This is a genomic window from Pseudoalteromonas sp. RW-H-Ap-1, assembly GCF_048318575.1.
Lineage (GTDB): Bacteria > Pseudomonadota > Gammaproteobacteria > Enterobacterales > Alteromonadaceae > Pseudoalteromonas.
The window spans coordinates 566,855-591,127 of sequence record NZ_CP166997.1; the positions used below are offsets into that span (position 1 = coordinate 566,855).

The 24,273-nt window shown below is 39.0% G+C and carries 23 protein-coding genes and 2 pseudogenes; 12 read left to right on the forward strand and 13 right to left on the reverse strand.

Annotation, left to right across the window (positions count from 1 at the left end):
* Positions 1 to 9: 9 nt before the first annotated feature.
* Both AB8618_RS18890 and AB8618_RS18895 read right to left on the reverse strand, forming a co-directional pair.
* Complete coding sequence (locus AB8618_RS18890) at positions 10 to 294, reverse strand: LysR substrate-binding domain-containing protein (RefSeq protein WP_409426132.1); 285 nt, start codon at positions 292 to 294, stop codon at positions 10 to 12.
* Positions 273 to 908 (reverse strand): LysR family transcriptional regulator, encoded by a 636-nt coding sequence (locus AB8618_RS18895; RefSeq protein ID WP_409425733.1) that lies wholly within the window; start codon positions 906 to 908, stop codon positions 273 to 275. The genes AB8618_RS18890 and AB8618_RS18895 overlap by 22 nt, the downstream gene beginning before the upstream one ends.
* A 112-nt stretch (positions 909 to 1,020) precedes the next feature.
* On the opposite strand from AB8618_RS18895, the gene AB8618_RS18900 reads away from it, so the two are divergent.
* From AB8618_RS18900 to AB8618_RS18910, 3 genes are read left to right on the forward strand one after another with little or no spacing between them, the layout of a single operon-like run.
* Complete coding sequence (locus AB8618_RS18900; RefSeq protein WP_409425734.1) at positions 1,021 to 1,704, forward strand: pirin family protein; 684 nt, start codon at positions 1,021 to 1,023, stop codon at positions 1,702 to 1,704.
* Positions 1,705 to 1,727: 23 nt separating this feature from the next.
* Positions 1,728 to 2,351 carry an isochorismatase family protein gene (locus AB8618_RS18905; RefSeq protein ID WP_058551563.1) on the forward strand — a complete coding sequence of 208 codons (624 nt, stop codon included), beginning with the start codon at positions 1,728 to 1,730 and terminating at the stop codon, positions 2,349 to 2,351.
* 60 nt (positions 2,352 to 2,411) lie between these two features.
* Positions 2,412 to 2,627 carry a hypothetical protein gene (locus AB8618_RS18910; protein WP_024594841.1) on the forward strand — a complete coding sequence of 72 codons (216 nt, stop codon included), beginning with the start codon at positions 2,412 to 2,414 and terminating at the stop codon, positions 2,625 to 2,627.
* A gap of 140 nt (positions 2,628 to 2,767) precedes the next feature.
* Here the strand turns inward: AB8618_RS18910 and AB8618_RS18915 are convergent.
* Positions 2,768 to 3,389 (reverse strand): annotated as a pseudogene (locus tag AB8618_RS18915) (tyrosine-type recombinase/integrase).
* A 337-nt stretch (positions 3,390 to 3,726) separates the two neighbouring features.
* Here AB8618_RS18915 and AB8618_RS18920 point away from each other — a divergent pair.
* Both AB8618_RS18920 and AB8618_RS18925 read left to right on the forward strand, forming a co-directional pair.
* A complete protein-coding gene (locus AB8618_RS18920) occupies positions 3,727 to 4,119 on the forward strand; it encodes a hypothetical protein (protein WP_409425735.1) in 393 nt (130 codons plus the stop codon).
* Between the two features lie 134 nt (positions 4,120 to 4,253).
* Positions 4,254 to 5,171, forward strand: coding sequence for a hypothetical protein (locus AB8618_RS18925; protein ID WP_409425736.1), 918 nt, complete (start codon positions 4,254 to 4,256; stop codon positions 5,169 to 5,171).
* Positions 5,172 to 5,660: 489 nt separating this feature from the next.
* Here AB8618_RS18925 and AB8618_RS18930 read toward each other — a convergent pair whose 3' ends face one another.
* Positions 5,661 to 6,704: an IS110 family transposase gene (locus tag AB8618_RS18930; RefSeq protein ID WP_409423286.1), complete on the reverse strand. Its 1,044-nt coding sequence runs from the start codon at positions 6,702 to 6,704 to the stop codon at positions 5,661 to 5,663.
* A gap of 152 nt (positions 6,705 to 6,856) precedes the next feature.
* Between AB8618_RS18930 and AB8618_RS18935 the strand changes: the two genes are divergently transcribed.
* Together AB8618_RS18935 and AB8618_RS18940 are read left to right on the forward strand one after the other, a co-directional pair.
* Positions 6,857 to 8,049, forward strand: a protein-coding gene (locus AB8618_RS18935; RefSeq protein ID WP_409425737.1) for an IS3 family transposase whose coding sequence is annotated in 2 segments (ribosomal slippage) — positions 6,857 to 7,162 and positions 7,165 to 8,049 — 1,191 coding nt in all. Because the reading frame shifts where the segments join, the coding sequence is not laid out codon by codon here.
* 136 nt (positions 8,050 to 8,185) lie between these two features.
* A complete protein-coding gene (locus tag AB8618_RS18940; protein ID WP_409425738.1) occupies positions 8,186 to 8,857 on the forward strand; it encodes an abortive infection system antitoxin AbiGi family protein in 672 nt (223 codons plus the stop codon).
* A gap of 229 nt (positions 8,858 to 9,086) precedes the next feature.
* Here the strand turns inward: AB8618_RS18940 and AB8618_RS18945 are convergent, their stop codons facing one another.
* Both AB8618_RS18945 and AB8618_RS18950 read right to left on the reverse strand, forming a co-directional pair.
* Positions 9,087 to 10,067, reverse strand: coding sequence for a retron St85 family RNA-directed DNA polymerase (locus AB8618_RS18945; protein ID WP_409425739.1), 981 nt, complete (start codon positions 10,065 to 10,067; stop codon positions 9,087 to 9,089).
* 100 nt (positions 10,068 to 10,167) lie between these two features.
* Positions 10,168 to 11,139, reverse strand: coding sequence for a retron St85 family effector protein (locus tag AB8618_RS18950; protein ID WP_409425740.1), 972 nt, complete (start codon positions 11,137 to 11,139; stop codon positions 10,168 to 10,170).
* Positions 11,140 to 11,587: 448 nt separating this feature from the next.
* Between AB8618_RS18950 and AB8618_RS18955 the strand changes: the two genes are divergently transcribed.
* The 4 genes from AB8618_RS18955 (at position 11,588) to AB8618_RS18970 (ending at position 13,784) form a co-directional block, all read left to right on the forward strand.
* Positions 11,588 to 12,097 (forward strand): M23 family metallopeptidase, encoded by a 510-nt coding sequence (locus tag AB8618_RS18955; protein WP_409425741.1) that lies wholly within the window; start codon positions 11,588 to 11,590, stop codon positions 12,095 to 12,097.
* A 371-nt stretch (positions 12,098 to 12,468) separates the two neighbouring features.
* Positions 12,469 to 12,813 carry a 5-carboxymethyl-2-hydroxymuconate Delta-isomerase gene (locus AB8618_RS18960; RefSeq protein ID WP_409425742.1) on the forward strand — a complete coding sequence of 115 codons (345 nt, stop codon included), beginning with the start codon at positions 12,469 to 12,471 and terminating at the stop codon, positions 12,811 to 12,813.
* A gap of 48 nt (positions 12,814 to 12,861) precedes the next feature.
* Positions 12,862 to 13,305: a hypothetical protein gene (locus AB8618_RS18965; RefSeq protein WP_409425743.1), complete on the forward strand. Its 444-nt coding sequence runs from the start codon at positions 12,862 to 12,864 to the stop codon at positions 13,303 to 13,305.
* Between the two features lie 17 nt (positions 13,306 to 13,322).
* On the forward strand, positions 13,323 to 13,784 hold the full coding sequence (locus AB8618_RS18970; protein WP_409425744.1) for a hypothetical protein: 462 nt from the start codon (positions 13,323 to 13,325) through the stop codon (positions 13,782 to 13,784).
* Positions 13,785 to 13,831: 47 nt separating this feature from the next.
* On the opposite strand, the gene AB8618_RS18975 is transcribed toward AB8618_RS18970, so the two are convergent.
* The 5 genes from AB8618_RS18975 to AB8618_RS18995 form a co-directional block, all read right to left on the reverse strand.
* Positions 13,832 to 15,421: a tetratricopeptide repeat-containing sulfotransferase family protein gene (locus AB8618_RS18975; protein ID WP_413403022.1), complete on the reverse strand. Its 1,590-nt coding sequence runs from the start codon at positions 15,419 to 15,421 to the stop codon at positions 13,832 to 13,834.
* Positions 15,422 to 15,531: 110 nt separating this feature from the next.
* Complete coding sequence (locus AB8618_RS18980) at positions 15,532 to 17,946, reverse strand: TonB-dependent receptor (protein WP_413403024.1); 2,415 nt, start codon at positions 17,944 to 17,946, stop codon at positions 15,532 to 15,534.
* Between the two features lie 339 nt (positions 17,947 to 18,285).
* Positions 18,286 to 19,152: an EamA family transporter gene (locus AB8618_RS18985; RefSeq protein WP_413403026.1), complete on the reverse strand. Its 867-nt coding sequence runs from the start codon at positions 19,150 to 19,152 to the stop codon at positions 18,286 to 18,288.
* Between the two features lie 176 nt (positions 19,153 to 19,328).
* Positions 19,329 to 20,324 carry a Gfo/Idh/MocA family protein gene (locus AB8618_RS18990; protein ID WP_413403028.1) on the reverse strand — a complete coding sequence of 332 codons (996 nt, stop codon included), beginning with the start codon at positions 20,322 to 20,324 and terminating at the stop codon, positions 19,329 to 19,331.
* A 35-nt stretch (positions 20,325 to 20,359) separates the two neighbouring features.
* Complete coding sequence (locus AB8618_RS18995; RefSeq protein WP_409425749.1) at positions 20,360 to 21,361, reverse strand: AraC family transcriptional regulator; 1,002 nt, start codon at positions 21,359 to 21,361, stop codon at positions 20,360 to 20,362.
* Positions 21,362 to 21,449: 88 nt separating this feature from the next.
* Between AB8618_RS18995 and AB8618_RS19000 the strand changes: the two genes are divergently transcribed.
* Complete coding sequence (locus AB8618_RS19000; RefSeq protein WP_413403030.1) at positions 21,450 to 23,051, forward strand: GMC family oxidoreductase; 1,602 nt, start codon at positions 21,450 to 21,452, stop codon at positions 23,049 to 23,051.
* Here the strand turns inward: AB8618_RS19000 and AB8618_RS19005 are convergent.
* Together AB8618_RS19005 and AB8618_RS19010 are read right to left on the reverse strand one after the other, a co-directional pair.
* The gene (locus tag AB8618_RS19005; RefSeq protein ID WP_413403032.1) at positions 23,048 to 23,857 is read right to left on the reverse strand and encodes a class I SAM-dependent methyltransferase; all 810 of its coding nucleotides are present in this window, start codon (positions 23,855 to 23,857) and stop codon (positions 23,048 to 23,050) included. The genes AB8618_RS19000 and AB8618_RS19005 overlap by 4 nt on opposite strands.
* Before the next feature lie 2 nt (positions 23,858 to 23,859).
* A pseudogene (locus tag AB8618_RS19010) lies at positions 23,860 to 24,251 on the reverse strand (hypothetical protein).
* Positions 24,252 to 24,273: the final 22 nt, after the last annotated feature.

Consider the following 24,273-nt stretch of genomic DNA (forward strand, 5'->3'; position numbering starts at 1 on the left):
AGCAGTCCTTCAGTGTGATAATTTTTTTAAAAAAGTATCTGTTGTAAAGTTAAGAAAAGCTTTCACTTTAGGTATCTTTGCGCGATGCTTTGGATATAGCACATAAACATCGATATCACTCATACCCCATTTGGGAAGGATGTTGATTAATTCTGCATTGCTGATTGCTTTTTTACACATATAGCTGGGTAAGAGTGCAATACCTTCACCGTCAATAGTCGCCTGCTTTACGACAGAAAAATCATCAACAGCAAGCCTTGGATTTAGCTGAACTATTTCTTTTTTTCCTTTGATATAAGCTCTACCTTATTATCGCTACCAAGCATACGCATTAACAATAAGTGATGATTACACAGCTCACCAATTTCTTTGGGCTCATTGTTAAGCTTTAAATAGGAAGGGCTTGCATAGAATTTTCTTTGAGCACTTCCTAATCGTTTACCAATTAAACGTGAATCATCTAAGTCACCAATCCGAATTAAAAGATCAAAGCCCTCTTCAATAAGATCAACTTGGTGATTAGCTAAACTTAGTTCTATATTGATATCGGGGTATTTGCGTAAAAATGAAGAGATAACCGGTTTGATGATTTGCTGACCTATAGTCACCGATGCGCCAATTCTTATCGTGCCTTTATAACTGTGAAGTATTTCAGAAACGGTAGCATCAGCTAAATCGATTTCCTCACGAATGCGTTTGCAATGTGTTAGAAAGCGTGTACCTACCTCTGTTAAATTTTGTGAGCGTGTTGACCTTTCAAGCAGTGTCACCCCTAATTTTTGCTCCAACCGAGATACCTTGCGACTAACATTAGCTTTAGGTATGCCTAAACGTTTAGCACCAACAGTAAAACTACCAGCCTCAACCACTGCAAGGAAAACTAACAGGTCATCCACATCATAATTCATATAATTTCTAATTGTTGTTGAAAGTGGAATTATCTTATCAAAAAGCCCTTATATATAAAACAGTAAATAGCGCCTATGATTGCTTTATTAACAGATATGACAGGAGTATGAAATGCATATACTTTCAAAAAACACACTCACTTTGGGAGGTTTTGCAGGTTTACGCGAACATCGATTAGTGACAGACACACAGCTTTTTGGGCAACGCAAATCACCTGAAACATCAGAAGGCTTAGGCAATTTTGTTTATTTGGCTGATGCACAGTTTAACCCACATGGTGAAACAGGTATGCATTCGCATATGGAGATTGATGTAATTTCGGTGATGATTGATGGTCAAGTTAGCCACGAAGGATCGTTGGAAAACGGTCAAGGTCTTGAAAAGGGGGATGTGCAGGTGCAGCGGGCTGGTGGAGAGGGCTTTTCGCATAATGAAATCAACCCCGACAGCCAAAGAAATCGAATGATACAACTATGGGCATTGCCTGAAGAGAAGGGCCAACCAGCGGGTTACAAATATTACTCGCCAAAAGATCAAGGTGTAACACGCATCTATGGGGGGAGCAAAGAGCAGTCCGACACATTCAATAGCTCGACAATTATCGACATCATAAAACTTGATGTCGGCAAAAGCATTCAATTACCAAATGAGTCTTTGGTATACGTAACAGATGGAAGCGCTGAATTTACTGAAGCCAATGACAGACAGGCTGTTCAAGACGGCGACCTAATTCGAAGCATTGATGCTGAAGTAAAAGCAATTACGCCACTTAGCATGATAGTCGTACATCAATAATTACAAAACATCAGGAGAAAGAAATGAATAAGTTTACTGAAATGCTAACTATAGATAACGCCGTTTTGGCAATGATAGACCATCAAACAGGCTTATTGGTTAGTTGTAGAGACCAAGATCCGCATTTGATGACACAAAATATCAAGGGGTTGTGTTCATTAGCAAAAACCGTGGGCATGCCATCCATTATTACTGCCAGTATGCCTGATGGACCTAACGGGCCTATCATGACTGAAATTACTGATATTTTAGGCGATGATATAATAGAGCGTGCTGGTGAGATTAATGCATGGAAAAGCCCTGAGTTTAAACAAGCCATTAAAGCCACTGGCCGAAAGAAAATTATCATGGCAGGTATTGTGACTGATGTTTGTTTACTATTTCCAGCCATATCAGCCGTTGCTGAGGGGTACGATGTATATGCCGTTGTTGATGCTTCTGGCACTTGGAATAAAGCTGTAACTGATGCTGCTATGCATCGAATGACACAAGCTGGTGTGAAAGTGGTCACATGGGCATCTGTATTAGCGGAAGTGATGGATGACTGGCGAAGCGAGCATGGCATAGCGCTCGGCGGCGTGTTGGGCGAACATACAAGCTATCGTTGGGTGTATAACAGTTTCCTTCAGGCCAGTGGCCAGAACTAAAACTATTTGGCCGTATGTGAGTACGGCCGTTATTTAAAATTCTTGATAAATGTATTGACTATGAATAATGTAAAAAAACCTAATCAACATATCATAGCGCTGATTTCATTCTTAGCGCTCGTACCTTTGGTTTATTTTATCCCTGATTTTATTGGGCGGTATGTAACAGATAATAAGTTGCTCAACGTTATCGTAGCTGTAGGTATTATTGTGCCATTAATTTCTTATGTTGTTGTACCACTCTCACTAAAATTACTTGATAAGAAGTTAGATTAAGGACCATTTAATTTTAGAAACAGAAATTGTCAAAGTGAACAAACAGACCGCTTACTGCTAACTAAAGCAAGTCAACAAGTTGCTATGAGTGCTATTGGCACGTGCCAGACTCTAACTTCGAGTCTGGCTTAGCTTCAAATTTAAGCATCGATCTGTTCTGATACTTCTAACGCATCATCAACTTCTATTCCCAAGTATCTGACAGTGCTCTCTAGTTTTCTATGGCCAAGTAGAAGCTGACAGGCTCTTTAATTTTTAGTTTTTTTGTAAATTAGTGATGGTTTGGTACGTCTCATTGAATGAGTACCATATTGAGTCTTATCTAACCCAATTGAGGTGACCCAAGAGTCAACTATACGTCCATATTGATGGGTTGAGAGGTGTGCAGAAGAATGAACTCGTGATTTAAACATAATCATAAGAATTGAGACTAAATTGCTCTATGAGCGCCACAATTGAGATCCTTGTATTTCCAGTAATTTCAAATTGAACAGGCATACCAGTTTTTTTTTGAACGACTATTGCCCTTGATTGGATTGTTTTACCATGTGCGATGTCGTTAACTTTTAGTGAAACTAAGTCACATCCTCTTAGTTTGCTATCTATGGCTAGGTTAAATAGTGCTAGATCTCTTATTTTATGAAAAAGTTCTAGTCGTATTCGGATAGCCCATATTTGCTGTAATTTCAGAGGTAACTTTTGTCCTACAAGCTTATTTTTATTCCAAGGCTCTTTAGGCTGATATATTGTTAACTGATGCATTAGTTGTACTCCGGTGTTTATGGAGTTTTAAGCTTAGCCCGCTACAAAAGAATTCGGGTATGAGCGATAACCGGACACTGAAAAAGTTAAATTTATTCCTGTGTTTTAAGTAGAAATCTAATTTTGTCCAATAACATTATTAAACGCCGTTTTGGGGCAAAATAACATGCTTAATTTCTAGCTGTTTTAATTACTTGTTTACAAAGGTAATTATTGGTGAAATTATCATGGTATGTAATATACGCCATTTTGGTGTGTTATAAACCACCAAAATGGTGTTCAATAAGCTGTTAGGTTGCAAAGGAAGTCATGGACGTACCTCAAATATCTGCTGAACATGGTTATGCTATTTTGCTATTTTGCTATTTTGCTATTTTGCTATTTTGCTATTTTGCTATTTTGCTATTTTGCTATTTTGCTGTTAGCTGGCAGTTCAATGCTTCTTTTCGGGTTAGGCGTGAAAAAGCTCTGGATAGCCATCAAAGCGTTAAACCATTTCTGGCTAGTTAATGAAAAAGCTAACGAATTAACATATGGCAAGTTTCTATTTAGTTTCTTCTTTAGTTCTTTGTTTAGCGGTTTAGAGAGTGCTCAACGAGAATTAGCAATCTCAAAAATAAAGTCAGGTTTCAATTTAGTTTTGCTTTCCATACTTATACTATTAATTAGTCGCAATGGTGGGTTCCAATTTGTTGAAAATGCAATAAAATCTCTGCTAAATGCAACCTAACAAGCAATTAAACAGGGATAAAAAACTTGCGGGCTATTCGCTTCGCTCAATTTTAGCCCACAATTTTTTACCCGTTAATCGGGCGTTATGTGCCAAGTCGAATACTGCGAATTATTCATTAAAAGGAGTTGAAAATGAGTACTAATGAATCCAATAGAAGAATAAAATTTTCATATCAGATGGATGGTTGGGATTATGAAACAGGCGATCGAGCACACTTAAAGGCAAATGCTAGAAAATTAATTCCTTCTGAATATCAACCTGAAATGGACGGTACGTTGTTTTGCCCAGCTTGCTTTACCAATCTAAATAGAATCCCAAAAGAAAAAGAGCACTTTACGAATGGACGTGATGCTTATTTTTCACACATGACAAAATTCAAAGATACGAAGTGTGATTTGAAATCTATAAAACCAGAAGGTAAGAGATTTAATAATTGGGAAGAGGCTAAGCAGGCTATAGACGATGAAAATTTAGTGATTATCAGTAGTTTTTTAAAGTCAAAACCTGAGCCGAAAGAAGATAAACCTGCGGTATATGATGAAACACCAGTAGAGGATCTTGATGGTCCAGAAACAGAAGTTGCAATAGGTCGTCATAATGGTGAGAGCTTTACATTACCGAGCAAAATCAAAACTGTTGCTGGCTTATGCCGAAACTTTGATGAAAATCTATACAAGTATTTTCACCTTCCAGATAAAAACAATGCAATTCGCTTAATTGATTTACTTAAAGATGTGAAATCGATTTCTGAAGAAGATGACAAACCAAAGTTTTATTATGGTCGTATAATCAGTACGGTTCATTTAGGTGAGCATAAAAGACCAACTAATTTTCGTATGACTTATTTGGACACGGAAGCTGTTGGAGATTTTTGCATTAAATCACAAGACAAAGATCAAAAAGCTCATGGCATTACAGATGATTCAGTTGGTCGCATTGTTATAGTTTATGGCACAGTTCAGGATAACGGAACAGGGTTGTGCTTCCAAGGGCTTGGATGGGGTGAGTTTAGCCTGCTTCCTGAAAAGTATAGTCATCTATTAGATTAGGCACATAACACATATGAGCCTTAACTCTGTCAATAGGCATTAGTGTTCTTTTTGACCGTTTTTATAAATTGACGGTCAATTCTAAACCAATAAACAAATTCGTTTACTTCGTCTGTCGATACGGCTGTTAAGCAAGTAGCTTACGGCAAACACATATAGAGGCTCTCTTATTGCGATCTCATCGCAGCCAGGTTTTTCCCATATCCTTTTGGGGTTGCTGGGGCACTAGACATTCATCGGTTAACCTCATCATGGCACTATTCAAGGCGGCTGGTTTCATCATTATGATCCAGTTAGTTTCAGGCTCAAGTCAGGTGTAAGCGACTTTGTTTATTGTATTAATGCACGCGTACTGAGCGTCTAATCAAGACAAGTGGCTTAGGTCTGTAGGCATATAATCAGGTTAAACCTTGTTGGTTATTAACTCACCCAATTGATTGATGCTCAGCCTTATATCCAGTTAGATGTTCAGCTCACTCAGTACCGTGACTAACTCTTTAAGAATTTTGCTTCATCGAATACCGTCTCTTTTTTAAGCATATAATAAACACAGCGACCAAGCTTATGCGCAAGCGCTGACAGTGCTTTGGCTTTGCTCATTCGTTTTTGTAGTTTTTCGAGGTATTTGTTGGCGTTATGATTGTGACGCAGCAGTAATACAGCGGCTTCGGAGAACGCCCATTTTAGATGTGCATTGCCAATTTTGTTACCTTGGGTGCCATAGGTTTTGCCGGCAGACTCTGCTTTACATTTGACTAACCGACTATATGAAGCGAACTTTTGTACGCTTGAAAAACGATTGATGTCACCAATTTCATAAATAATGGTAAGTGCGAGAATGCGGCCTATACCACTAATTGTTTGCAAGATATTAAGGTGGACAGGGTTGTGTTGCTTGGCCATTTGTTCAATATAATGCTCTAAAGGCTTAAGCTCATTGTGATAGCAATCGAGTATGGCCATATTTAAATTAATAGATCGTTGCACAACGGGGTCAGGGAAGTAATAGCGCATCTTTTCTCTGTCGCAGACGTTCTTTAAATTCACGTTGTGGGCAGGTAAATTGTACTGGCTGGCGGTATTGGCGACATGGGCTTTTAAATCAGCGCCGTGGCGAACAATTTTAGTTCTTCGGCGTAATAAGTCGCGCGTAGCACGCATATCTTTGTCATACACATAAGCAAGTGGGAAGTTTCCCCCTCGGATGAGTTTGGCAATTTTATATGAATCTATTTTATCGTTTTTGGCTTTACCGCCATGAATCGCCTTCATATATAACGCATGACCGAGAATAAAGTCGATAGTGTGTTCTTTACAAAAGTCAGCGACCCAATACCAGCAATGCATGCATTCTACGCCAACCACAATGTCACCGGTATACGGTTTAAGTAGTTTTAGTAGTGCTTCTGGGTCATCTTTAATTTTCTTGTGAACAAGGATAAGTCCTGTATTATCAATGATACAGACGTAAAGTAATCGCGCGTGTAAATCGATTCCACAATAATATGGATGCATGTTATTGTAAAAGTTCATTGAGCTTTCTCCTGTAAGGTTGGTTGCCTTTTCAGCGTAGCGAATAATCGCGATGCTGGGGAGGAGGCTCAATGAGTATCAAGGCCATTAAGTCGGATTCTGCTCCTCACCCGTTTTAGTGGACACCTCCTCATTACTTTGAGGAGGCTAAAATGCCTAGATATACCCAACCTAGAAAGACATGGTTTTACCCAGTTAATTTTAAAATCAAAGCAGTCGAACTAAGCTTACGAGACGATGTCATGTCAAAGGACGTTGCCGAGGCGCTAGATATTCATCCGTTAATGCTGAGTCGTTGGCGAAAAGAGTATCGAGAAGGTAAGTTTAAAAACGTACCGCGCTATCAAAGCAACAATGAAACAATGAGTAAATTCCCAACAAAAAAAGAGCTGGATAACATTCAAAAGCTTAAGAAAGAAAATGAGCGTCTTAAGCAGGAGAATGACCTGCTAAAAAAGTGGCAACGGTATCTGGCGGAAGTACATCAGAACGATTTGGATTCATCCAAAAATTCGGACAAGCCTTAGGTGTAAAATACTTGTGTTCTTGGCTTAATGTTTCGCGTAGTGGGTTTTATGCTTGGCGTGACAGAACAGTGTCAGCTAGAGCGCTGTCAGATGCTAATTTGTTGTTGAAGATAAAGCACGTTTTCAATGTAAATCATCAAACCTATGGTAGCCCATGGGTATTTCATGCGCTAAAAAAAGAAGGTATAAACACAAGCCAAAAACGTGTTGCCCGCTTAATGCGAGAAAACGGTTTAAGAGCCAGAGCCCTTAAGACTTACAGCAAACCGGCGAAGGTGAAGTTCTTTTATAAAGAGATAGAAAACAAACGCAAAGATAGAGAAAAGGCCACGGGGATCAATCAGCAATGGTCTGGCGATATTGCGTATTTAAAAGTCGGCGCTCGTTGGCATTACCTTGCTTTGGTTATCGACTTATATTCACGTCGAGTAATCGGCTGGGCGTTTGGTAAAAACAAAACAACAGACCTTACGTTAAAGGCGCTAAGGCTTGCGATAAAGAAACGACAGCCAACAGAGAGTGTATTATTTCACACTGACCGAGGCGCAGAATACCGTGCTCACGTTGTACAAAAGTATTTGGCTAGCAAAAACATCAAAGCCAGTATGAATAGGCCTGGGTGCTGTACTGACAACGCAGAAGTCGAGTCGTTCTTTCATTCGCTTAAAGCAGATTTAATTCGAGGAAATAAATTTGAGAGCAGCGGTAAACTATTATCAAAATTAAAGGTTTACCTAAATTATTTTTACAATAGACAGAGATTGCATTCGAGTTTAGGATATAAATCACCTGCCGAGTTTGAATTGGCAGTTAATTGAAACGTGGACGGTGTCCACTTTATCGGGTGAAGATCATTCGTATCAGTTGGCTCGGTTCCGCTTCGCTTCACATTTTAGCCAACTGTAACTCACCGCTTATGGTGGCGTTATATTTATTTGTCAATTTGGGTATTTGATGATCATTCATTTTACGAAAAAATTTGAGTTTCTAAACTCTATTCTTGATTCAAAGTCATTTAGGCTGAAATATTGCTGTGAGTATATAGGTGATGAAAAAGGTAAAATAGTGTCAAATGCGGCACATCCAATAGTTTCATTTAGCGAGTTTGACGACAACGAATTAGAACATAAAAAGGTTACATACGGTCGTTATGGAATTGCATTAAAAAAAGATTGGGCTAGAAAGTGCGGAATTGGCCCAGTCTTGTATGTAGAAAAAAACTCCCCAGCAGCAAAAGGACTTATTAGCTTACTGCGAGCTCGGCAAAATCTCGACACATTGCCAGACGAGTTACGCTTGCCAATAATGCAAATGAAATGTTTTACAAAACATGAAACAGGCTACAATAGTTGGAATGAGGACGAAAACTTTTGCTTCAAAAGTGAAAATGAATGGAGATTTGTCCCAAGTAAAAAGCAGATTGGAAACAGACCAATTTCTGAGAACTATTCAACATACAAAGCAAATGAAAAAAAATACAATGAGCTGCTATTACCTCACCCTCTACGTTTTTCTGAAAAGGATATTGAGTACATATATACAAATACTGAAGCGGAAAAAGAAGAACTAATCTCTATGTTTGGGTTGAACGAAAGAAAGATAAAAATAAGTTCTTGGAAATCTTAAATATAAAAAGAGTCTAAGGGTGCGGCAGTCCGCTCATGGCACTGAGCCGTACTTCGGCAAAGAGCGAATTGCAGACACTCACCTTAGCTTGATAACGGACAAAGGTTTGTTACGAACTCTGAATTATGACAATATTTTAGATAACCTTAACTAAGGCAATATATTAAGTTATGTACTTTCAAGAGGGTGAATAAACGTAAAAGCCAAAACGAATGTCTCGTCAATTTTCCTACATTGTCGTCGCTTTTATGAAAGGAATTGAATCAAAAAGATCATTGTTAGGAAAAGTTTTTTTCAGCGTCATAATGTATTTTACCAGTCGATTATAGTTTTTTTCATCAACACTTTGCACATATGCCAACCAACCATTGACCTGAGCAAGTTTTGAACTGTCAGATTTTAGCATAGTATGGATTTCTGCTCGCATTTGACGATACTTTTTACGCCCGATACCAACACCATCAGTAGAAATAACCAAACCTGTTACTTCTTTACGTTTTCGAGTTCCACAAACCTTTGTCTTTCTGTGATTTAAAGTAAACCCTTCGTCCCGCACAATCTCCTCAATCATGGGTTGTGCTTTTCTAATCTTGGCTTCATTGAAGGCTGACAAGGTAATATCATCTGCATATCGAGTATAAATAATACCCTTAAGACCTGAATAGCCCTGTATCCTTGAATCTAAGCGTTGACAAGCCAAGTTCGATAATTTGGGTGATGTTGGAGCACCTTGAGGTAAGCGACCGTTGTAAGTACATAAACAAGTAAATATATGGCTTAAATTTTTATTATACCCGATAGAATGAAAAATACTGTGAATATGGGAAGCAGGAACTGAATGAAAGAAATCTTCTAGATCTATATTTAGCAAAACATGAGCGCCAACGTGAGGAGCTGCATTTGTTAATATTGATTCTCCTCTTTCAAAACCTTTAGAGTTATGGGAAGAACTCAAACGATACAGAACTTTTCTTAAAATCCATGATTGGGCCGCTTTCATTACTCTTGAGGGCTGCGCTATCTCCCTTGTTCCGCCAGATTTCTTCTCTAGCTCATAGACTTTGTAATGCTCATCTGACTTATAAACTAATTGCCGAATTAGACCTGAAGACAATCGCATATGACTAGACAGTTCATCTAAATCAGTTATTGCAGGTAAACCTAGATTTTTAAGTCTGCTTAAATTGTTATTGCTTGACGAGCTTTTCATGTTATGAATACGCACCTTTACGTCATAAGTTCGCATTTAGAACTTGCGAGTCTAAAACGGAGTTTTAGTGAGCAAGAACTAAATGAGCCAATAAATCAGATTAGTTGAAGGACAGCGAATCACTACCCAGTTGTATTCCTGATTTCTCAAAAAACAACTCGCTAAAGGTGCGTTTGCCCATTCTATCATAATGAATACCTGATTTTCCACGATATTGAAAGTTCATTATTTCAATCCGAACAAGATCTAAGCGGTGACTGGTGAATTTTGATCGAACATGTGACTCGCCGCTTTTAGTCATGTCATAGCCAATTGTTGTTTTCATTATCATTCGTTTATATTGCAATCTTGTTAGGGCTGAACGTGTTGCTATCTCTGACATCACATCATCTTGATTCGTTGCTATTTTGAGTAATGTTCTTAAGTTCCTAAAATCAATATTCTCAATGAGGTAAATGCACGGAAGAATGAAATTTTCAGCTTCCAAGATATTAGTCACATTTTTCTTCACTGGGTTTTGTTTTTGGATTTTTGTAATCGAATCAGATATCAACCTAAAAATTTTAGCGCTATCTTTCGGGCAAGTCAGTTTATCGTAATCCAAGTTGATAACTTTTCCAGTATCTGACGATTTAATAAGCCTATTGGGGCCGTAGTTTAAAAAACTTCTTTTGTTTTTATAGCGTTGATTAGCAATACAAATTAGCTTATTGACCAGTTTTGGGTTACTGGAAAACGCACCTAACTCAGCAAAAGAGCCTGGGCTTTCTGGTAGAAGTACAATCGCATCAACAGAACTAGCTAAAATATTTTCTAAAGCAAGTAAACTGTGCTGACCTTGACCTGCAAGCAGATCATCAAATAAGCTTTCAGGGTATAGTAACTCATACTGAATTCGACTTTGATTATCTTTAAGTAAAGAAGCCATTTTAAAGCGACCTTGGGTTTTGTCTTTAATATCTGCACCACATAGAAAGATGGTTCTTTGTTTTGCAAAGACAGGGACATAAATCCTTTCTTTGATAACGTTAGCAATGTCAACTAATTGCGATGCTGAAAATGTTTTTTCCATAGCTTCTTCCTAGAGTAAATCCTCACTCATCATAGCACTATAATATATCTGTCTAAATCATTAATGAGGAAACTGAAGTGGACTCCGTCTTAAAGCTAAATGGGTCAAGCCTTGACTTCAGGCATTATAGCCCCTGACCGTCTGCAATTGGCACACTTTGCAGACAATCGATAATACAAAACGCTTATGTTAATTGAGACGCTCATATTCAACTTAACTTATAGTCGAAATTAGTGTGTTGATTTAACGCGCCTAATTCGGTTTAATATCAGCTTAATTAATATGCTGAGTAATGCAGGGATGGCCTAGGGCAGCGGATTTCATTAACTTGGGCCTGGTTAGGGCATTAAAATCTTCCCTTTATAAACTAAAGCCCATTGTATGAATAGCTCCCACGCAGACACCCAAACTGGTAGTACTTCGGTTAATATGTGCCAAGGATAGCTCATTGAAAAAATTAAGATTTATACTCGTTCTACTTACCGCAGTTTTCCTTATAGGTATGATTATACCAGATGACATTGTTATTCCTGTTGAGGGTGCAACACCCAATGATTGGAACCATAATACTTTTTGGTATGAGCCATGGGGAAGCTCTGTGGTACATAAAGGGATTGATATATTTGGTAAAAAAGGGACTACCACACTTTCTTCTAGCAAAGGCTTAGTCATTTATACGGGCACAATACGTAAAGGCGGGAATGTAGTGGCAGTATTAGGGCCTAAATGGCGTATTCACTATTACGCGCATATGGACAGTTACTCTGTTACAACGGGTACTGTTGTTAAGGCTGGCTCAGTTATTGGTGTTTTGGGAGATTCAGGTAATGCCCAGGGAAAACAACCGCATATTCATTATTCAATCTTATCAATAATTCCAATTCCTTGGTTAGCTACAACACAGACTCAGGGTTGGAAAAGAATGTTTTTTTTAAATCCTCACGAAATGTTTATATAAGCTGTTTTGAAAAAATGTATTTAAGATAAATACCAATATGAACCTCATTCACAAGTAAGATGCGGTCAAACTATTTACATTAGCGATTAGGGTCTGTTGACCTTTCAAGGTTAAATTTGCAGCAGCCTGTTTGGTGTTTAGGCAAGGCAGAGCCTATGTGGTGTGGTTATTCCCCATAAATAGGCGATAACACAGCAGTAATGCCAAACAGGCGCTGCCCTTTGGGTTCTGCCTAGGGGCGATTTACTCTTTGTTGCTCGGTTTTGACTTAGCCCACTAGGTTACAAACCTCGCGCCGCGATTAAACCGCCCCTAGCTTGAACAAATTTTAATCCGCAAAGGTCAACAGACCCTAATATCAAGGAGAGTATATGCCTCATTTTATAATGGACTGTTCTGAAAGTGTTTTTGGGGAACATGATGAGGAATACATTATTGAACAAATTCATTTTGTTGCTCACGCTACAGGTTTATTCGATGAAGGTGATATAAAAGTTAGAATAAATCCATTTAATACTTTCTCTGTGGGGAATAAGCGTGAAGACTTTATTCATGTGTTTGCCCATATAATGCAAGGAAGAACAACAGAGCAAAAAGCGAACCTATCACGAGCAATTGTTAGTAAGCTTGTTACTTTATTTCCTGAAATTTCTAACATTGCAATGAACATTAGTGATTTTGAAAAAGCGACATATTGCAATCGCACGATGCTTTAGCCAGCTATTATCTGCTATTTAATACAGTTTTGGATGTTTATAAGACGTATGAGTAATTCGCAATTACAAAAAATAATATCTCTTTATACTGCTTTTGTTTTTGTACCTACGTTATTGCTTTATTTGATTTATAGTATATTTGGTTGGGTTGTATTTTCACTTACATTAAACCCTTTTTTGGGTTATTTTTTGGTGGGTGGTGCTTATGGTTTATGGTCACTACATTCATTAATAAAAACGATGAAAAAATTAACGGTATTAAAACATCCTATTATTGTGATAGTTGGATTGTTATTAGGTTGTAGTTTTTGTCCTGTCGTTTTAACTACGACTGAATTTAGTACGATGAAACCGCAAGAATTTATTTTTATATATATTATTATTGCACCCTTTATAGCGACCTTTCATTTATTTTATTTATATAAAAAAAACAGTCGACTAGCGCCTCTTGAGGATACTTTAACGAAACTATTTCTCAGTGGGCTGTATTAAACAAGGAAAACACAGGTATGGAACCAAATTACTCAGAATATTCAATTTCAGAGCTAGAAGAGTCATTACGTGCTATCGATAAAGAAGCGTATCCTGAAAGAACAAATGAGTTAAAGAAAGAGTTAAATAATCGCCTTGAAAATCCAACAACGAGTCATGAAGTAGAGGATGGTTTTGAGGCGAATGAACAATTTTATAAATGTCCTCATTGTGAAGAAAAAATTGGATTTTTTTCTAAAGCGCTACAAAGTTGGAGCAAGATAAGAGAGTGCCCACAATGTAAAAAACCATTTGCAGTAACCTTTAATGTAAAAGTGTTTTTCGTTGCGCTTTTACCTATGGTTATTTTTAATTATTTTATGATAAAACCTGTTTTAGGAGCACTGGGATTAAGTAAGTCCATTGGTTTGGGTATAGTTTGTGGTGTGTTAATTATTATATCAACCCGCTTGATCAGAGTTCGTGAATCCATCCGGTAACTTTAAAATTTATCAAACTGAACTACCCGTCCAAGTAACAGTTGTTGTTATTTAATTAAACCTATCACTCCTTGATTAACTAAATAAGCCTGCGCTTCATCTGTATGGGGCTTAAACTTTTTCCAGCGGCCTATGGCCTTGTTGTTAAGCGGTTGGCGCACTTGCATTTTGCTAGCGGTTGATACCGGTGCGGTGTTTAAATGAAAATCAAGGCACTGTGGTTGCCAGTCTAAGTCGCAATAGCTCACTAACTCTTTTATTTTTTGCTCTGGTGTGGCGACGAGTTCTTCGTATTTTACTAGTTTAATATTGCTGTGCAGGGCGCTAAAGTGCTGGATCAGTTTATAAAAGCGGCTGTAAAATTTAGCGGTGTCGAGTAAGTCTAAGGAGTAAGCATAATACGGGTTGTTAATGGTAAATAGCTGACGATAGTTACCAATACAGGTGTCCATGGGTTCGCGAAGCAGGCAAATTATTTTGGCGTTTGGCAGAGCTTTGGTAATTAAATCGATATAAAAAAAGTTAAACGGTAGTTTATCAATAAAGTGTTTATGGCTGCCGGTTACAACACGGGTTGCTTCAAGGTAAGTACTGCCAAGTTTTGCAAAATCAAGCTGGTAAGCTTGGTTTAAGGTGTCTATATCGAGTACTTGAGGCGTGTGCGTTTGGCTAAGTTTTTTTACACTTAGGCCAAAGTCTTGCAGCTCGCCCGCCGATTGTACGTCGCTGTGGCTTGATAAAATGCGTTCAACTAATGTGGTGCCAGAGCGCGGCATGCCTAATACAAAAATTGGCTCACTGCTTTGGTTGCCAGCTGTTTGTTGGTTTTTGTATTTATCACTGAGCTGTTTTATATGTGCAAATAAAGCCTCAGACGCTTGGTTATCAAACGCCTTATTAGCGAGTTTTGCTGCTTTACCTTGTTGTAACGCGGTAAAGGCTGCTGAAAACTCTCCTAAGTCTTGATATTCTTTAGCGAGCGCATGACCTATATGCAGTTTAGCGTCGGGATGATTGACCTGTTCGAATACATTTTTTAATCGCGCTATGTGGTTATTATGTTCGGTGACTTTAGTTAAATCGGCTAAGGCAAAATGACTTTGATGATGAAGCGGGTTCAGTGCAATGGCATTTTCAAACGCTTGCTGTGCTTTATCAAACTGGCCTAAAAATTTAGCACACACCCCATAGTTATAATAAAACTGCGGCTGACGAGTATTACTCGCCTCAGCTAAACTTAATGCGCATATAAAGTAATCAGCTGCTTGTTGATGTAAACCCGCTTGGGTGAGCGCGACGCCTAATGTATCGGCATCAAGTGCTTTACTAATATGTTCAATCTTAACGCTGAGGGCGGTGTTTTTTGCTTTTTGTAAATCGCCGGTAAGGGCGTAACACTTGGCAAGTTGCGCTGTATATTCAATAGACTTAGTAAAGCTTAATGCTTTTTCAATTAGCTTTATCGCTTTGTAAATTTGGCCAACCTGTAAATTAACCATAGCGAGTAAAAAGTAGCCATCAGCAAAGTCAGGCTGTTGTGTAACCAGCTCAACCAGTGCTTTATGCGCTTGCTGAATATTGCCTTGGTTTAAGTTGTTGATAGCGCTTTGGTGTAGTTGCTTTAAGTTTGGCTGCATGAATACTCTTATAAATAATGTACTTACAAATAAAAAGGCTCAAAATTAATTTGAGCCTCTTGATTGTACTTAAACTTATCGTTTAATTACATTTCAAACTTGTCGCTTAATTATATTTCAAACTTATAGTTAAATTTAATGCCAACAGTAAGTGGGCGATTAATAAAGTAACCATAGTTACGTTGTATGTCTGCGCCATTGGCTGTTGTAATATCCGCATCTGAACGACGAACAGAAGTAATCGCATATTTATTAAATAGGTTATCTACATATAAAGTAGTCGACCACGCATCGGCGGTTAATTTAGCTGAAATATTACTTAAGCTATAACCTGGGAGTGCTTCACCGTTGTCACGTAGGCCTACTTTTGAAATTACATCACTTTGTGCAGTTAAACCGTAGTTAATATCTAAGGTTTTGTCGTTAAACACTTCTGTTTGGTAGTTAATCCCCATAGATAACTGATGCTCAGGTGAGCCCGGTAAACGGTCGCCATCTTTTGCGCCATCAGTGCCATCGGCATTAAATAAATACGGAGCGTCTGAGGTTAGTTCTGCTTTTGTATAGGCATAAGTTGCATAGGCAGTAAACGAGTCCGATAAAATTGCACGCGTGGCAATTTCAATCCCTTTCGCATTTGCGCTACCAGCATTTGATAAGTAAGGTAATTGGCCTACTGTTGTTGCACCGGCGATTTGTGCGTTATCCCAATCTACATTGAATAGCGCAGCATTAAAGTGAAGCTGGCTTCTCATCCAAGTACTTTTGAAGCCTAGCTCATAGTTGGTGGTTGTATCGGCATCGTATAGCATTTCATCAGGTGTACCACAGCCTGTTTGTTGGTCCTCAGGTAGAGGGGTTGGGCAAGGCACTAAGCCATTTGAGCCACCAATTCTAAAGCCTTCACTTATAGTTGCATACGCCATTACTGAATCTGTAAATTGGTATTTAGCATTAAATTTGAACAGATTACCGTTATCACCGGCTTCGTTCTCTTCAAAGTTAACTGAAATTGCATCAGGTGCTGCACCTTCATACAAGGTATTTGCTAATGGGAAGTCAAAGGCCGCTTTTGATTCTACGTCGTATTCGTAAAAACGCGCGCCAATAGTAATGTCGAGTTTATCGGTTACTTGGTAACCTACTTCACCAAAAAGTGCTGATTCAGTGACTTTGCTGCCAGTAATTTCTAAATACTCTAAAGAGTCAGGTCTAAGTTGTGCGCCACCAAAATTATCAACTGCGAACTGATCAAAGCCTGGCGTAAACTCTCTGCTTGATGCGTCGGTATCGGTTTTATTGTAAAAACCACCAACAATCCAGTTTAAATCGCTATCATTTTGTGATACCAAACGTAGCTCTTGAGTGAAGGTATCGACTTCGTCTAATTCACGGGTAAATGCCGAAAACGAAGGAAACTCTTCGTAGCCATAGTCTAAACGAATTAAAAGGTCAGTTTGGTCGCGTTGACCATCGGCTTCAAAGTGTGAAATACCGGTAGCTGATACCAGTTCGGCAAAACCTAAGTCGGCTTTAAGTTCGAGGCTCAGTAATTGATCTTCTTTTTCCCGTGGCTCTTCAAAACGATACGCTGACTCGTATTTGCCGATGCGATCATTTAAACCATTATTTCCGTTAAGGCTATTGTGATGAACAATTGAGCGGCCTTCGGTGTCTTGCTTTTGATAGAAGTAGTTTAATGTGCCTTCGAATGACTCGTTTGCCTTGTAACGCAATGAAATACGCCCAGTTGTGGTGGTTTCACCGTTGGCGTCTTTTACATTTTTAAGGTTGCTGTTTACTGCATCAAGGTTTGTCCAATCAGGGTCGGTAATCGACACACCTGGTTCACGAACGGTGTAGGCGTAGTCTATAAACCCTGGGTCTTCATAAATATTTAAACTGGTACGTACCGCCAGTTTGTCTTCAATTAATGGTAAGTTGAAGATAAAACCGGCTTCGCCGCCGATTGAATCACTTTCTTGAGTTTGAAAAACATCACCAAATACTTCACCTGATATAAAATCAAGCTCTGGCTCTTTAAGCATGTAGCGAATAGCGCCACCTAATGTACCAGCCCCGTATAGTGTGCCTTGTGGCCCAATAAGTACTTCTACTCGTTCTACATCAACAAGGCGCATATCTACCGATACTGGAATTTCGTTAATGTAAGTGGCTACCGTGCCGCCATCTGATGAAGGGCCTGATGAATTTGTATTTAATCCACGAACTATAATAGGTGAGCCAGAGCGACCACCTTGATCAGTAATTGTTAAACCTGGCACCCAACGCGCTACATCGGCTAATTCGCTGATATTTTGGTCTTTCATTACATCGGCATCAAGCGCAGTAATGTTAAGAGGCGCAGCCTGAATAGAGCCACTTCGGCGTGTTGCTGTAACCTCAATAACTTCAAGCGATTTATTTTTTTCAATAATTTGCTCTTGTGCTGTTGCATTACCGCTAAATAATACACCGCTCATTGCGCTTGATACAGCCAAGGTTAACAGGCTTGGTTTAAACATAAAAATTGATCCCAGTTAGATTTAGTACGTTAATAAATGAGCGCTAATAGTATCAGGGAGTTTTGTTGATGGAAATAAAAACATGAATTTTAATTCACTTTTTTAGAATAAAAATTGGGTAATGGGTTTTTGCTTAAATTTAAAGTTTAAAGATAACAAGGTATTTGTATAAATAATGCACACACCGTAAATGGTATATATTGTTTTAAGTGCAATAATGAGTGGTGTTAAAGGGAGAGATAAAACGTAGGCTTAATTATACTAAGAGGGAGTTGTAAAATATGAGATGAGAAGTTGCGCCATGATAGCTCATGACGCAATTAAAAAGTTCAACAGACCCTAAGACGCGGGCTGCTTTTTACCATTAGACATTGAACTGCCTACCGAGGCTATAATTACCAGCAATATAGCCAGCCACTGCCAAATAGTAAGCAGTTCTCCTAAAATAATGAGTCCGGCTAGTGCTGCAATAGCAGGTTCAAGGCTCATCATAATGCTAAACCCTTGTGGCGACATATTACGCAGCGTGATCATTTCTAAAGTATAAGGTAGTGCGCTTGAAAGCACGGCAATAGCAATGCCTAATGGAATAATATCCCAAGTAAATGCAGCACTTTGTGAAATGCCACCATAAGGCACAAGAACAATAGCTGAAATGGTCATGCCCATCGCAACCGTTGCGCCCCCAGAGCTTTGGCTGCCTGTTTTTTTACCAAATAAAATATAACCAGCCCAACAGCCACCAGCCGCAAGTGCAAGTACAACACCTACAGGGTCGAGGCTGTCTTGGCCTTGCATATCTGGTAAGAGTAATAAAATACCGGCCACTGCACAGGCAACCCAAAATAAGTCACGTTTTCTGCGAGAAGAAAACAAGGCAACAGCTAATGGGCCAGTAAATTCAAGCGCAACGCCAATTCCCAATGGGATACGTTCTATCGCGTAATAAAATAGAATATTCATGCCGCCTAAACTTAAGCCATAAATTAATATGGGTAAGCGTTGGCTAGCAACGGGGAAGTGTTTCCATGGTTTAAAAATCAAACACAAAATAGCGGCCGAAAACCCTAAACGTAAGGCTGTTGTGCCCTCAGGTCCAACAATAGGAAAAAGCTGTTTAGCCAGTGACGCGCCTGACTGAATCGTCATCATTGCTAGCAATATGCATAAAATAGCCAGTAATAGATCTTTGGTTGATTTTTGCATGGATGTCCTTAAAGATTGCGATGAATTTTGGCGGCATGTTACCTGCTTTTGATCTTAGAGGTAAGTCAAATTTTGTGATCTTTTTAAGCTTAATTCAAAATAGCAGTGTTTAGTAAAGTGTGCTCAAAGGCCAAGCGATAAAATACGCTTATCGCTTAGCCGGTAGTTTTTGTTTATTAAGTCGTTAAATCTGCGGGGTAAACAACACCAAGTTGTGCGCGTGCGGTATCAAGTACTTGCATTACATCGATAGAAAGCTGATGAGTATTAACGCTAGACTCCCCCTGATTTTGCTCAATGGTATTGATAAAGTTCTCGAGTTCGTACTTCATAAAATGCTCGTCAAATTCTGTGCTAATAAGCTCTTTATGACCATTGTTAGCAATAAACTCTATTTTTTTAAGCTGCGACACGGCTTCAATTCTAATTCGACCTAATTCCCCCTGGATTTCAGTGATATTTTCGCCTTGTGAAATTTTCGAATAGCTGATCACCGCTTGTCTGTCGGGATAATTTAAAAGCACATCGCCTGCACCATCAACACCACTTTCAAGTAATACGCCGCTGGCGTGAACAGAGCGTGGTGCCCCCCATAATGCAATAACAAGATAAAGTGGGTAAATACCCAAATCTAGCAAGGCACCATTAGCAAATTCAGGTAAAAAGGTATTAGGGCGCTCACCATTTTTATACTTATCGTAACGTGATGAATACTGACTAAATTGACCAATAAACTTGCGCGGTGTGCCTATTTTTTTCAGGGCAGCTTGTAAGTGCGCAAAATTAGGTAAGTGCGTTGTCATCATCGCTTCCATGTAAAGGTGCTGATGCTGCTTTGCCGCCGTTAAAATAGCCTCAAGTTGCGTGCTATTAGCGGCTGAGGGCTTTTCGCCTAATACGTGTTTGCCTGCTTTTAAACACTGTATTGCATATGCACTGTGCAGGCTATTGGGCGCGGCAATATAAACTGCGTCTACTTGTTCATCTTGGCACACAGCATCAATAGAGGTAAAAATTTTAGCGTCGGTATTTGTTGGATGATTAGCTAAAAAGCGCTCGCCGCTGCTTATTTGGCGAGAGCAAATACCGTATAAATTAAAATTGCTGAGTGTATTAGCCGCTGCTAATAACGTGTCGCTAATAAAATTAGTACCTACAATTACAAAATTCATGTTTAGCCTTTTGCTGTTTTTAATAAGGGCGCAGTTTAACAATGTTTGGCTCTAAATGCGCGGGCAGAGCAATGAAACCAACGTTTAATGCTAGTACATAACGTGGCTTGCTCCTGATAACCTAAAAGCTCTGAAATTTGCGTTACCGATAATTGGTTTTGTAATAAATAGTGCTCACATAAGGCGCGGCGGGCGTCGTCTTTGAGCTTTATAAAACTGGTATCGTGCTTTTTAAGTTCTCGGTGCAAAGTGCGAGGGTGAATATTAAGCGCAGCGGCAATGGTATTATTAGCGCTTTGAAATATCGGCAGCATAATACGAATAAGCGCGCTTACCTGAGCAGGCAAAGATTGACTATAAGCATTATTTTCAGCTAAAAAGTTAAGTGCTGCTTGGGTTTTATGCTGCTTAGTAACGTTAAGTATTAAAGCTAAGTCTTGTTTGGCAATTAATACGCCGGCGCTATTTCTGTGGGTAATAACCTTACAACCAAAATGCTGATGGTAGGTCTGCCTATTAGCGCCTAGGGTATGAGGTAAAAATACACTGTGTGGCTTACAGCGGCCATTACTCATATTTTTTAAGGTGGCAATGGCCAATGCAATAGTGAGCTCTATTACTTGGTTTATTGCCGGTAATGGCCTGAGATTTATAGCGAATGATAAAAACACGTGTTCATTATCATCAAGTGGGTGAGTGGTTAAATTAAGCGCTGGCGTATGTAAGTGCAAATATTTTATCACCCAATCTAGCGCCTCGGCTAAATTAGTGCCTGTTTGAGCGGCTATTGCAATATGGCCTAAAATATCAAAGCTTTGCAGGCTTGCTAATTTTAAACCAAAATTTGGACAATTCAGTGTATTCGCACAATGCTCTAATAACTGTGCATACGCGCGGTAAGTAAGGGTTTCTTGCTCTAGTTTATTAAAGTCTACATTAATGGCGCATTGTTGCATTATGGCAGCGCAATCACCCCCAAGCTCTGCAATTAAATGGTCTATTCCTTGTAAAGAGGTGGCTCTAATTAAGCGGCTCATAAAATATACTTTTGCGTGAGGGTGTCTAAAAATAACAAGTTTTTGTTCGATGTTCCATGCAAACTGGTTTTTTAATTGGAGAATAAGTATGCATATCACTACATTTGATTACATTGTTGTTGGCGCAGGCAGTGCAGGCTGCGTTATTGCATCGCGATTATCAGAAAATAAAAATGTGAGTGTGTGCTTAATTGAAGCGGGCGGCAGTGATAAAGGTGCAATGGTTCAAATGCCTGCAGGGGTTGCTGCAAGCGTGCCTTATGGCATTAATAGCTGGCATTACAATACCGTACCTCAAAAAGAGCTTAATAACCGCTGCGGATTTATGCCTCGTGGCAAAGTGCTGGGCGGTTCAAGTTCCATTAATGCCATGGTTTATATTCGAGGTAATAAGCACGATTACAATAGTTGGGCTGCACTGGACAATGAGGGCTGGGATTATGAGAGTTTATTGCCTTATTTCATTAAAGCTGAAAATAATAAAACCTTCACTGAAAGTGAGTTACACGGGGTTGATGGCCCTTTGCATGTGCAGGATTTAAGCCTGCCAAGCCCAGTAAATCAGTTGTTTTTAAACGCCTGCGAACAACAAGGTGTACCGCACAATGCCGATATAAACGCAGGGCAACAAGTTGGAGCAAGGTTATCGCAAGTGACTCAGCATCAAGGGGAGCGTTGTAGTGCAGCAAAAGCGTATATAACCCCCCATTTAAACCGAAAAAACCTAACTGTACTTAGTAAAGTACACGTTAATAAAGTACTTTTTTGCGATAAAACTGCAACGGGAGTTTCTGTTTCTATAAACAATAAGGTCGTTGTATTGCATGCAAAAAAAGAGGTGGTTTTAAGCGCTGGCGCAATTAACTCTCCGCAAATTTTAATGTTATCGGGGGTTGGTCCTAAAGAGCAACTAAAGCAGCATAATATTGAAATACTAAACGAGCTTTCTGGTGTTGGAGAAAACCTTCATGATCACTTAACCGTTGTGCCATTGTATAAAGCTAAATACAGTAAAAGCACATTTGGTATAAGTGCGGGTGGGGCGTTTAATATTGCAAAAGGATGCGTTGATTGGTTTGCCAAACGTGAAGGGCAGCTTACTAGTAATTTTGCAGAATCACATGCGTTTATAAAGTTATTTTCTGATTCAAAAGTACCCGACGTACAGCTTGAATTTGTAATTGGGCTGGTGGATGACCATAGCCGCAAACTGCACCTAGGCCATGGCTACAGTATTCACTGTAGTATTATGCAACCTAAAAGCCGTGGCACTATACGATTAGCCGATGCCAACCCCTTGAGTGCACCACTTATTGATCCTAATTATTTAAGCCACCCCGATGATTTAAACGTGATGTTAACAGGGCTTAAAAAAACACTGCAGATTATGCAAAGTGAAGCATTTGATGTAATTAGAGATAATATGGTTTACCCGCTAGATATTAACAATAATGAGCAGCTTATTGAGTATATTAGGCAAACGGCTGAAACTGAATACCATCCTGTAGGCACTTGTAAAATGGGACAAGATCCCATGGCGGTAGTGAATAGCCAACTACAAGTACATGGCGTAAAAAATTTGCGTGTGGTCGATGCCTCAATTATGCCGCACATAATTACCGGTAACACCAATGCTGGTGTGATAGCCATTGCCGAAAAAGCAGCTGATTTAATTAAGCAAGCAATTTAAGTTGTCTTATAAAACGCTGTTAACCATTGCTGCCAGTCTTGCTCTAGTTTGACCATTTGCAGGTGCTTTTTAGCGGCAAAATGTTTACTTTTATCTTCGTCAGCTAAAAACGGCCCTACACGACACAGCGAGCAATAATTATCTGTTAAGTAAGCAGGCAAAGTTAACAGGTTAGCGAGTTCAGGTAAGGATTTTTCACTAAATACATAGGTAATGCCGCTGGTGTCTTTAACGTGCTTATCACGGTCAACATTACGAATTTTATAACCATTAAAGTGACTTATATCAAACGACATTTGCCCTTGATATTGTGCGTTTAAATGGGTATTTAAACTGCCTTCGATATTCCATTCACGGTACGGTTTAACATCTTTTGAAGTGATAAAACATAGCCCCGAGCCTTGTGGGTTTAAAGCAAACTCATTTGCGTATTTTATAAATTGATGCAGTAATGCGCGGTTAAGTACGTTCATGCTGGTATGGCGAGTATTGTGTTCAAATGCATCACGACCAACAAATGCAGGAATAAGCGGAAATTGAAAAATAACCACATCGAAACTATGTAAATGCTGGCCAAGCGTTTGCCAACATTGTGGGTTGGTTACATCAAAGCTATTAAGTACTTCTACCTGTTGCGACTTTAAAGCATTGAGCGCATTGTCTGGGTATTTTTGCTCAATAGTTGATTGGTTGTCGTAAGTGGATGCCACTAACTTTTTTGGCTTAATATGACGATATAGCGAATTTGAAAACGATAAATCGCCATCACCTACCGTGAGTATGTTCCAATTTGGATTTAAATACATAGTTAGCGTTTAGTTGTATTTGGGTTTTCGGGCTCATCATTTTGCTGAGGTGTTTGATGCAACCGGTACATAGCTAAACGTGTTTTTAAACCTTCAATAGCAATCTGTTTTAAAATCAGGTTAAAGGTAATCAAAATAGCAAAAACAATATGGATAGGACCATGGGTGAATCCTGCATCAGGATCAAATATAGATAAACCAAACAATACAAACAACACAACCATTAGTATTTCAATGAGTTGATTTGAATAAAAAGAAAGACGACCTTCGCTTTTATGATCTTTTTTTATGCTTATGGCACAAAAAAAGGGATCACTTTAATTTTAAAAGCGGCGTTTTTTTCTACAAAATTCTCACCAAGGTCAGTAAGCTGTTGGCGCAATTGGTCTATCATGGGGTGTCCTCTCAATACAGTG

Coding starts and splice junctions, on each gene's coding strand:
- AB8618_RS18895 (WP_409425733.1), bottom strand. CDS start 908: ATGAATTATGATGTGGATGACCTGTTAGTTTTCCTTGCAGTGGTTGAG.
- AB8618_RS18900 (WP_409425734.1), top strand. CDS start 1,021: ATGCATATACTTTCAAAAAACACACTCACTTTGGGAGGTTTTGCAGGT.
- AB8618_RS18905 (WP_058551563.1), top strand. CDS start 1,728: ATGAATAAGTTTACTGAAATGCTAACTATAGATAACGCCGTTTTGGCA.
- AB8618_RS18910 (WP_024594841.1), top strand. CDS start 2,412: ATGAATAATGTAAAAAAACCTAATCAACATATCATAGCGCTGATTTCA.
- AB8618_RS18920 (WP_409425735.1), top strand. CDS start 3,727: ATGGTTATGCTATTTTGCTATTTTGCTATTTTGCTATTTTGCTATTTT.
- AB8618_RS18925 (WP_409425736.1), top strand. CDS start 4,254: ATGAGTACTAATGAATCCAATAGAAGAATAAAATTTTCATATCAGATG.
- AB8618_RS18930 (WP_409423286.1), bottom strand. CDS start 6,704: ATGAACTTTTACAATAACATGCATCCATATTATTGTGGAATCGATTTA.
- AB8618_RS18940 (WP_409425738.1), top strand. CDS start 8,186: ATGATCATTCATTTTACGAAAAAATTTGAGTTTCTAAACTCTATTCTT.
- AB8618_RS18945 (WP_409425739.1), bottom strand. CDS start 10,067: ATGAAAAGCTCGTCAAGCAATAACAATTTAAGCAGACTTAAAAATCTA.
- AB8618_RS18950 (WP_409425740.1), bottom strand. CDS start 11,139: ATGGAAAAAACATTTTCAGCATCGCAATTAGTTGACATTGCTAACGTT.
- AB8618_RS18960 (WP_409425742.1), top strand. CDS start 12,469: ATGCCTCATTTTATAATGGACTGTTCTGAAAGTGTTTTTGGGGAACAT.
- AB8618_RS18965 (WP_409425743.1), top strand. CDS start 12,862: ATGAGTAATTCGCAATTACAAAAAATAATATCTCTTTATACTGCTTTT.
- AB8618_RS18970 (WP_409425744.1), top strand. CDS start 13,323: ATGGAACCAAATTACTCAGAATATTCAATTTCAGAGCTAGAAGAGTCA.
- AB8618_RS18975 (WP_413403022.1), bottom strand. CDS start 15,421: ATGCAGCCAAACTTAAAGCAACTACACCAAAGCGCTATCAACAACTTA.
- AB8618_RS18980 (WP_413403024.1), bottom strand. CDS start 17,946: ATGTTTAAACCAAGCCTGTTAACCTTGGCTGTATCAAGCGCAATGAGC.
- AB8618_RS18985 (WP_413403026.1), bottom strand. CDS start 19,152: ATGCAAAAATCAACCAAAGATCTATTACTGGCTATTTTATGCATATTG.
- AB8618_RS18990 (WP_413403028.1), bottom strand. CDS start 20,324: ATGAATTTTGTAATTGTAGGTACTAATTTTATTAGCGACACGTTATTA.
- AB8618_RS18995 (WP_409425749.1), bottom strand. CDS start 21,361: ATGAGCCGCTTAATTAGAGCCACCTCTTTACAAGGAATAGACCATTTA.
- AB8618_RS19000 (WP_413403030.1), top strand. CDS start 21,450: ATGCATATCACTACATTTGATTACATTGTTGTTGGCGCAGGCAGTGCA.
- AB8618_RS19005 (WP_413403032.1), bottom strand. CDS start 23,857: ATGTATTTAAATCCAAATTGGAACATACTCACGGTAGGTGATGGCGAT.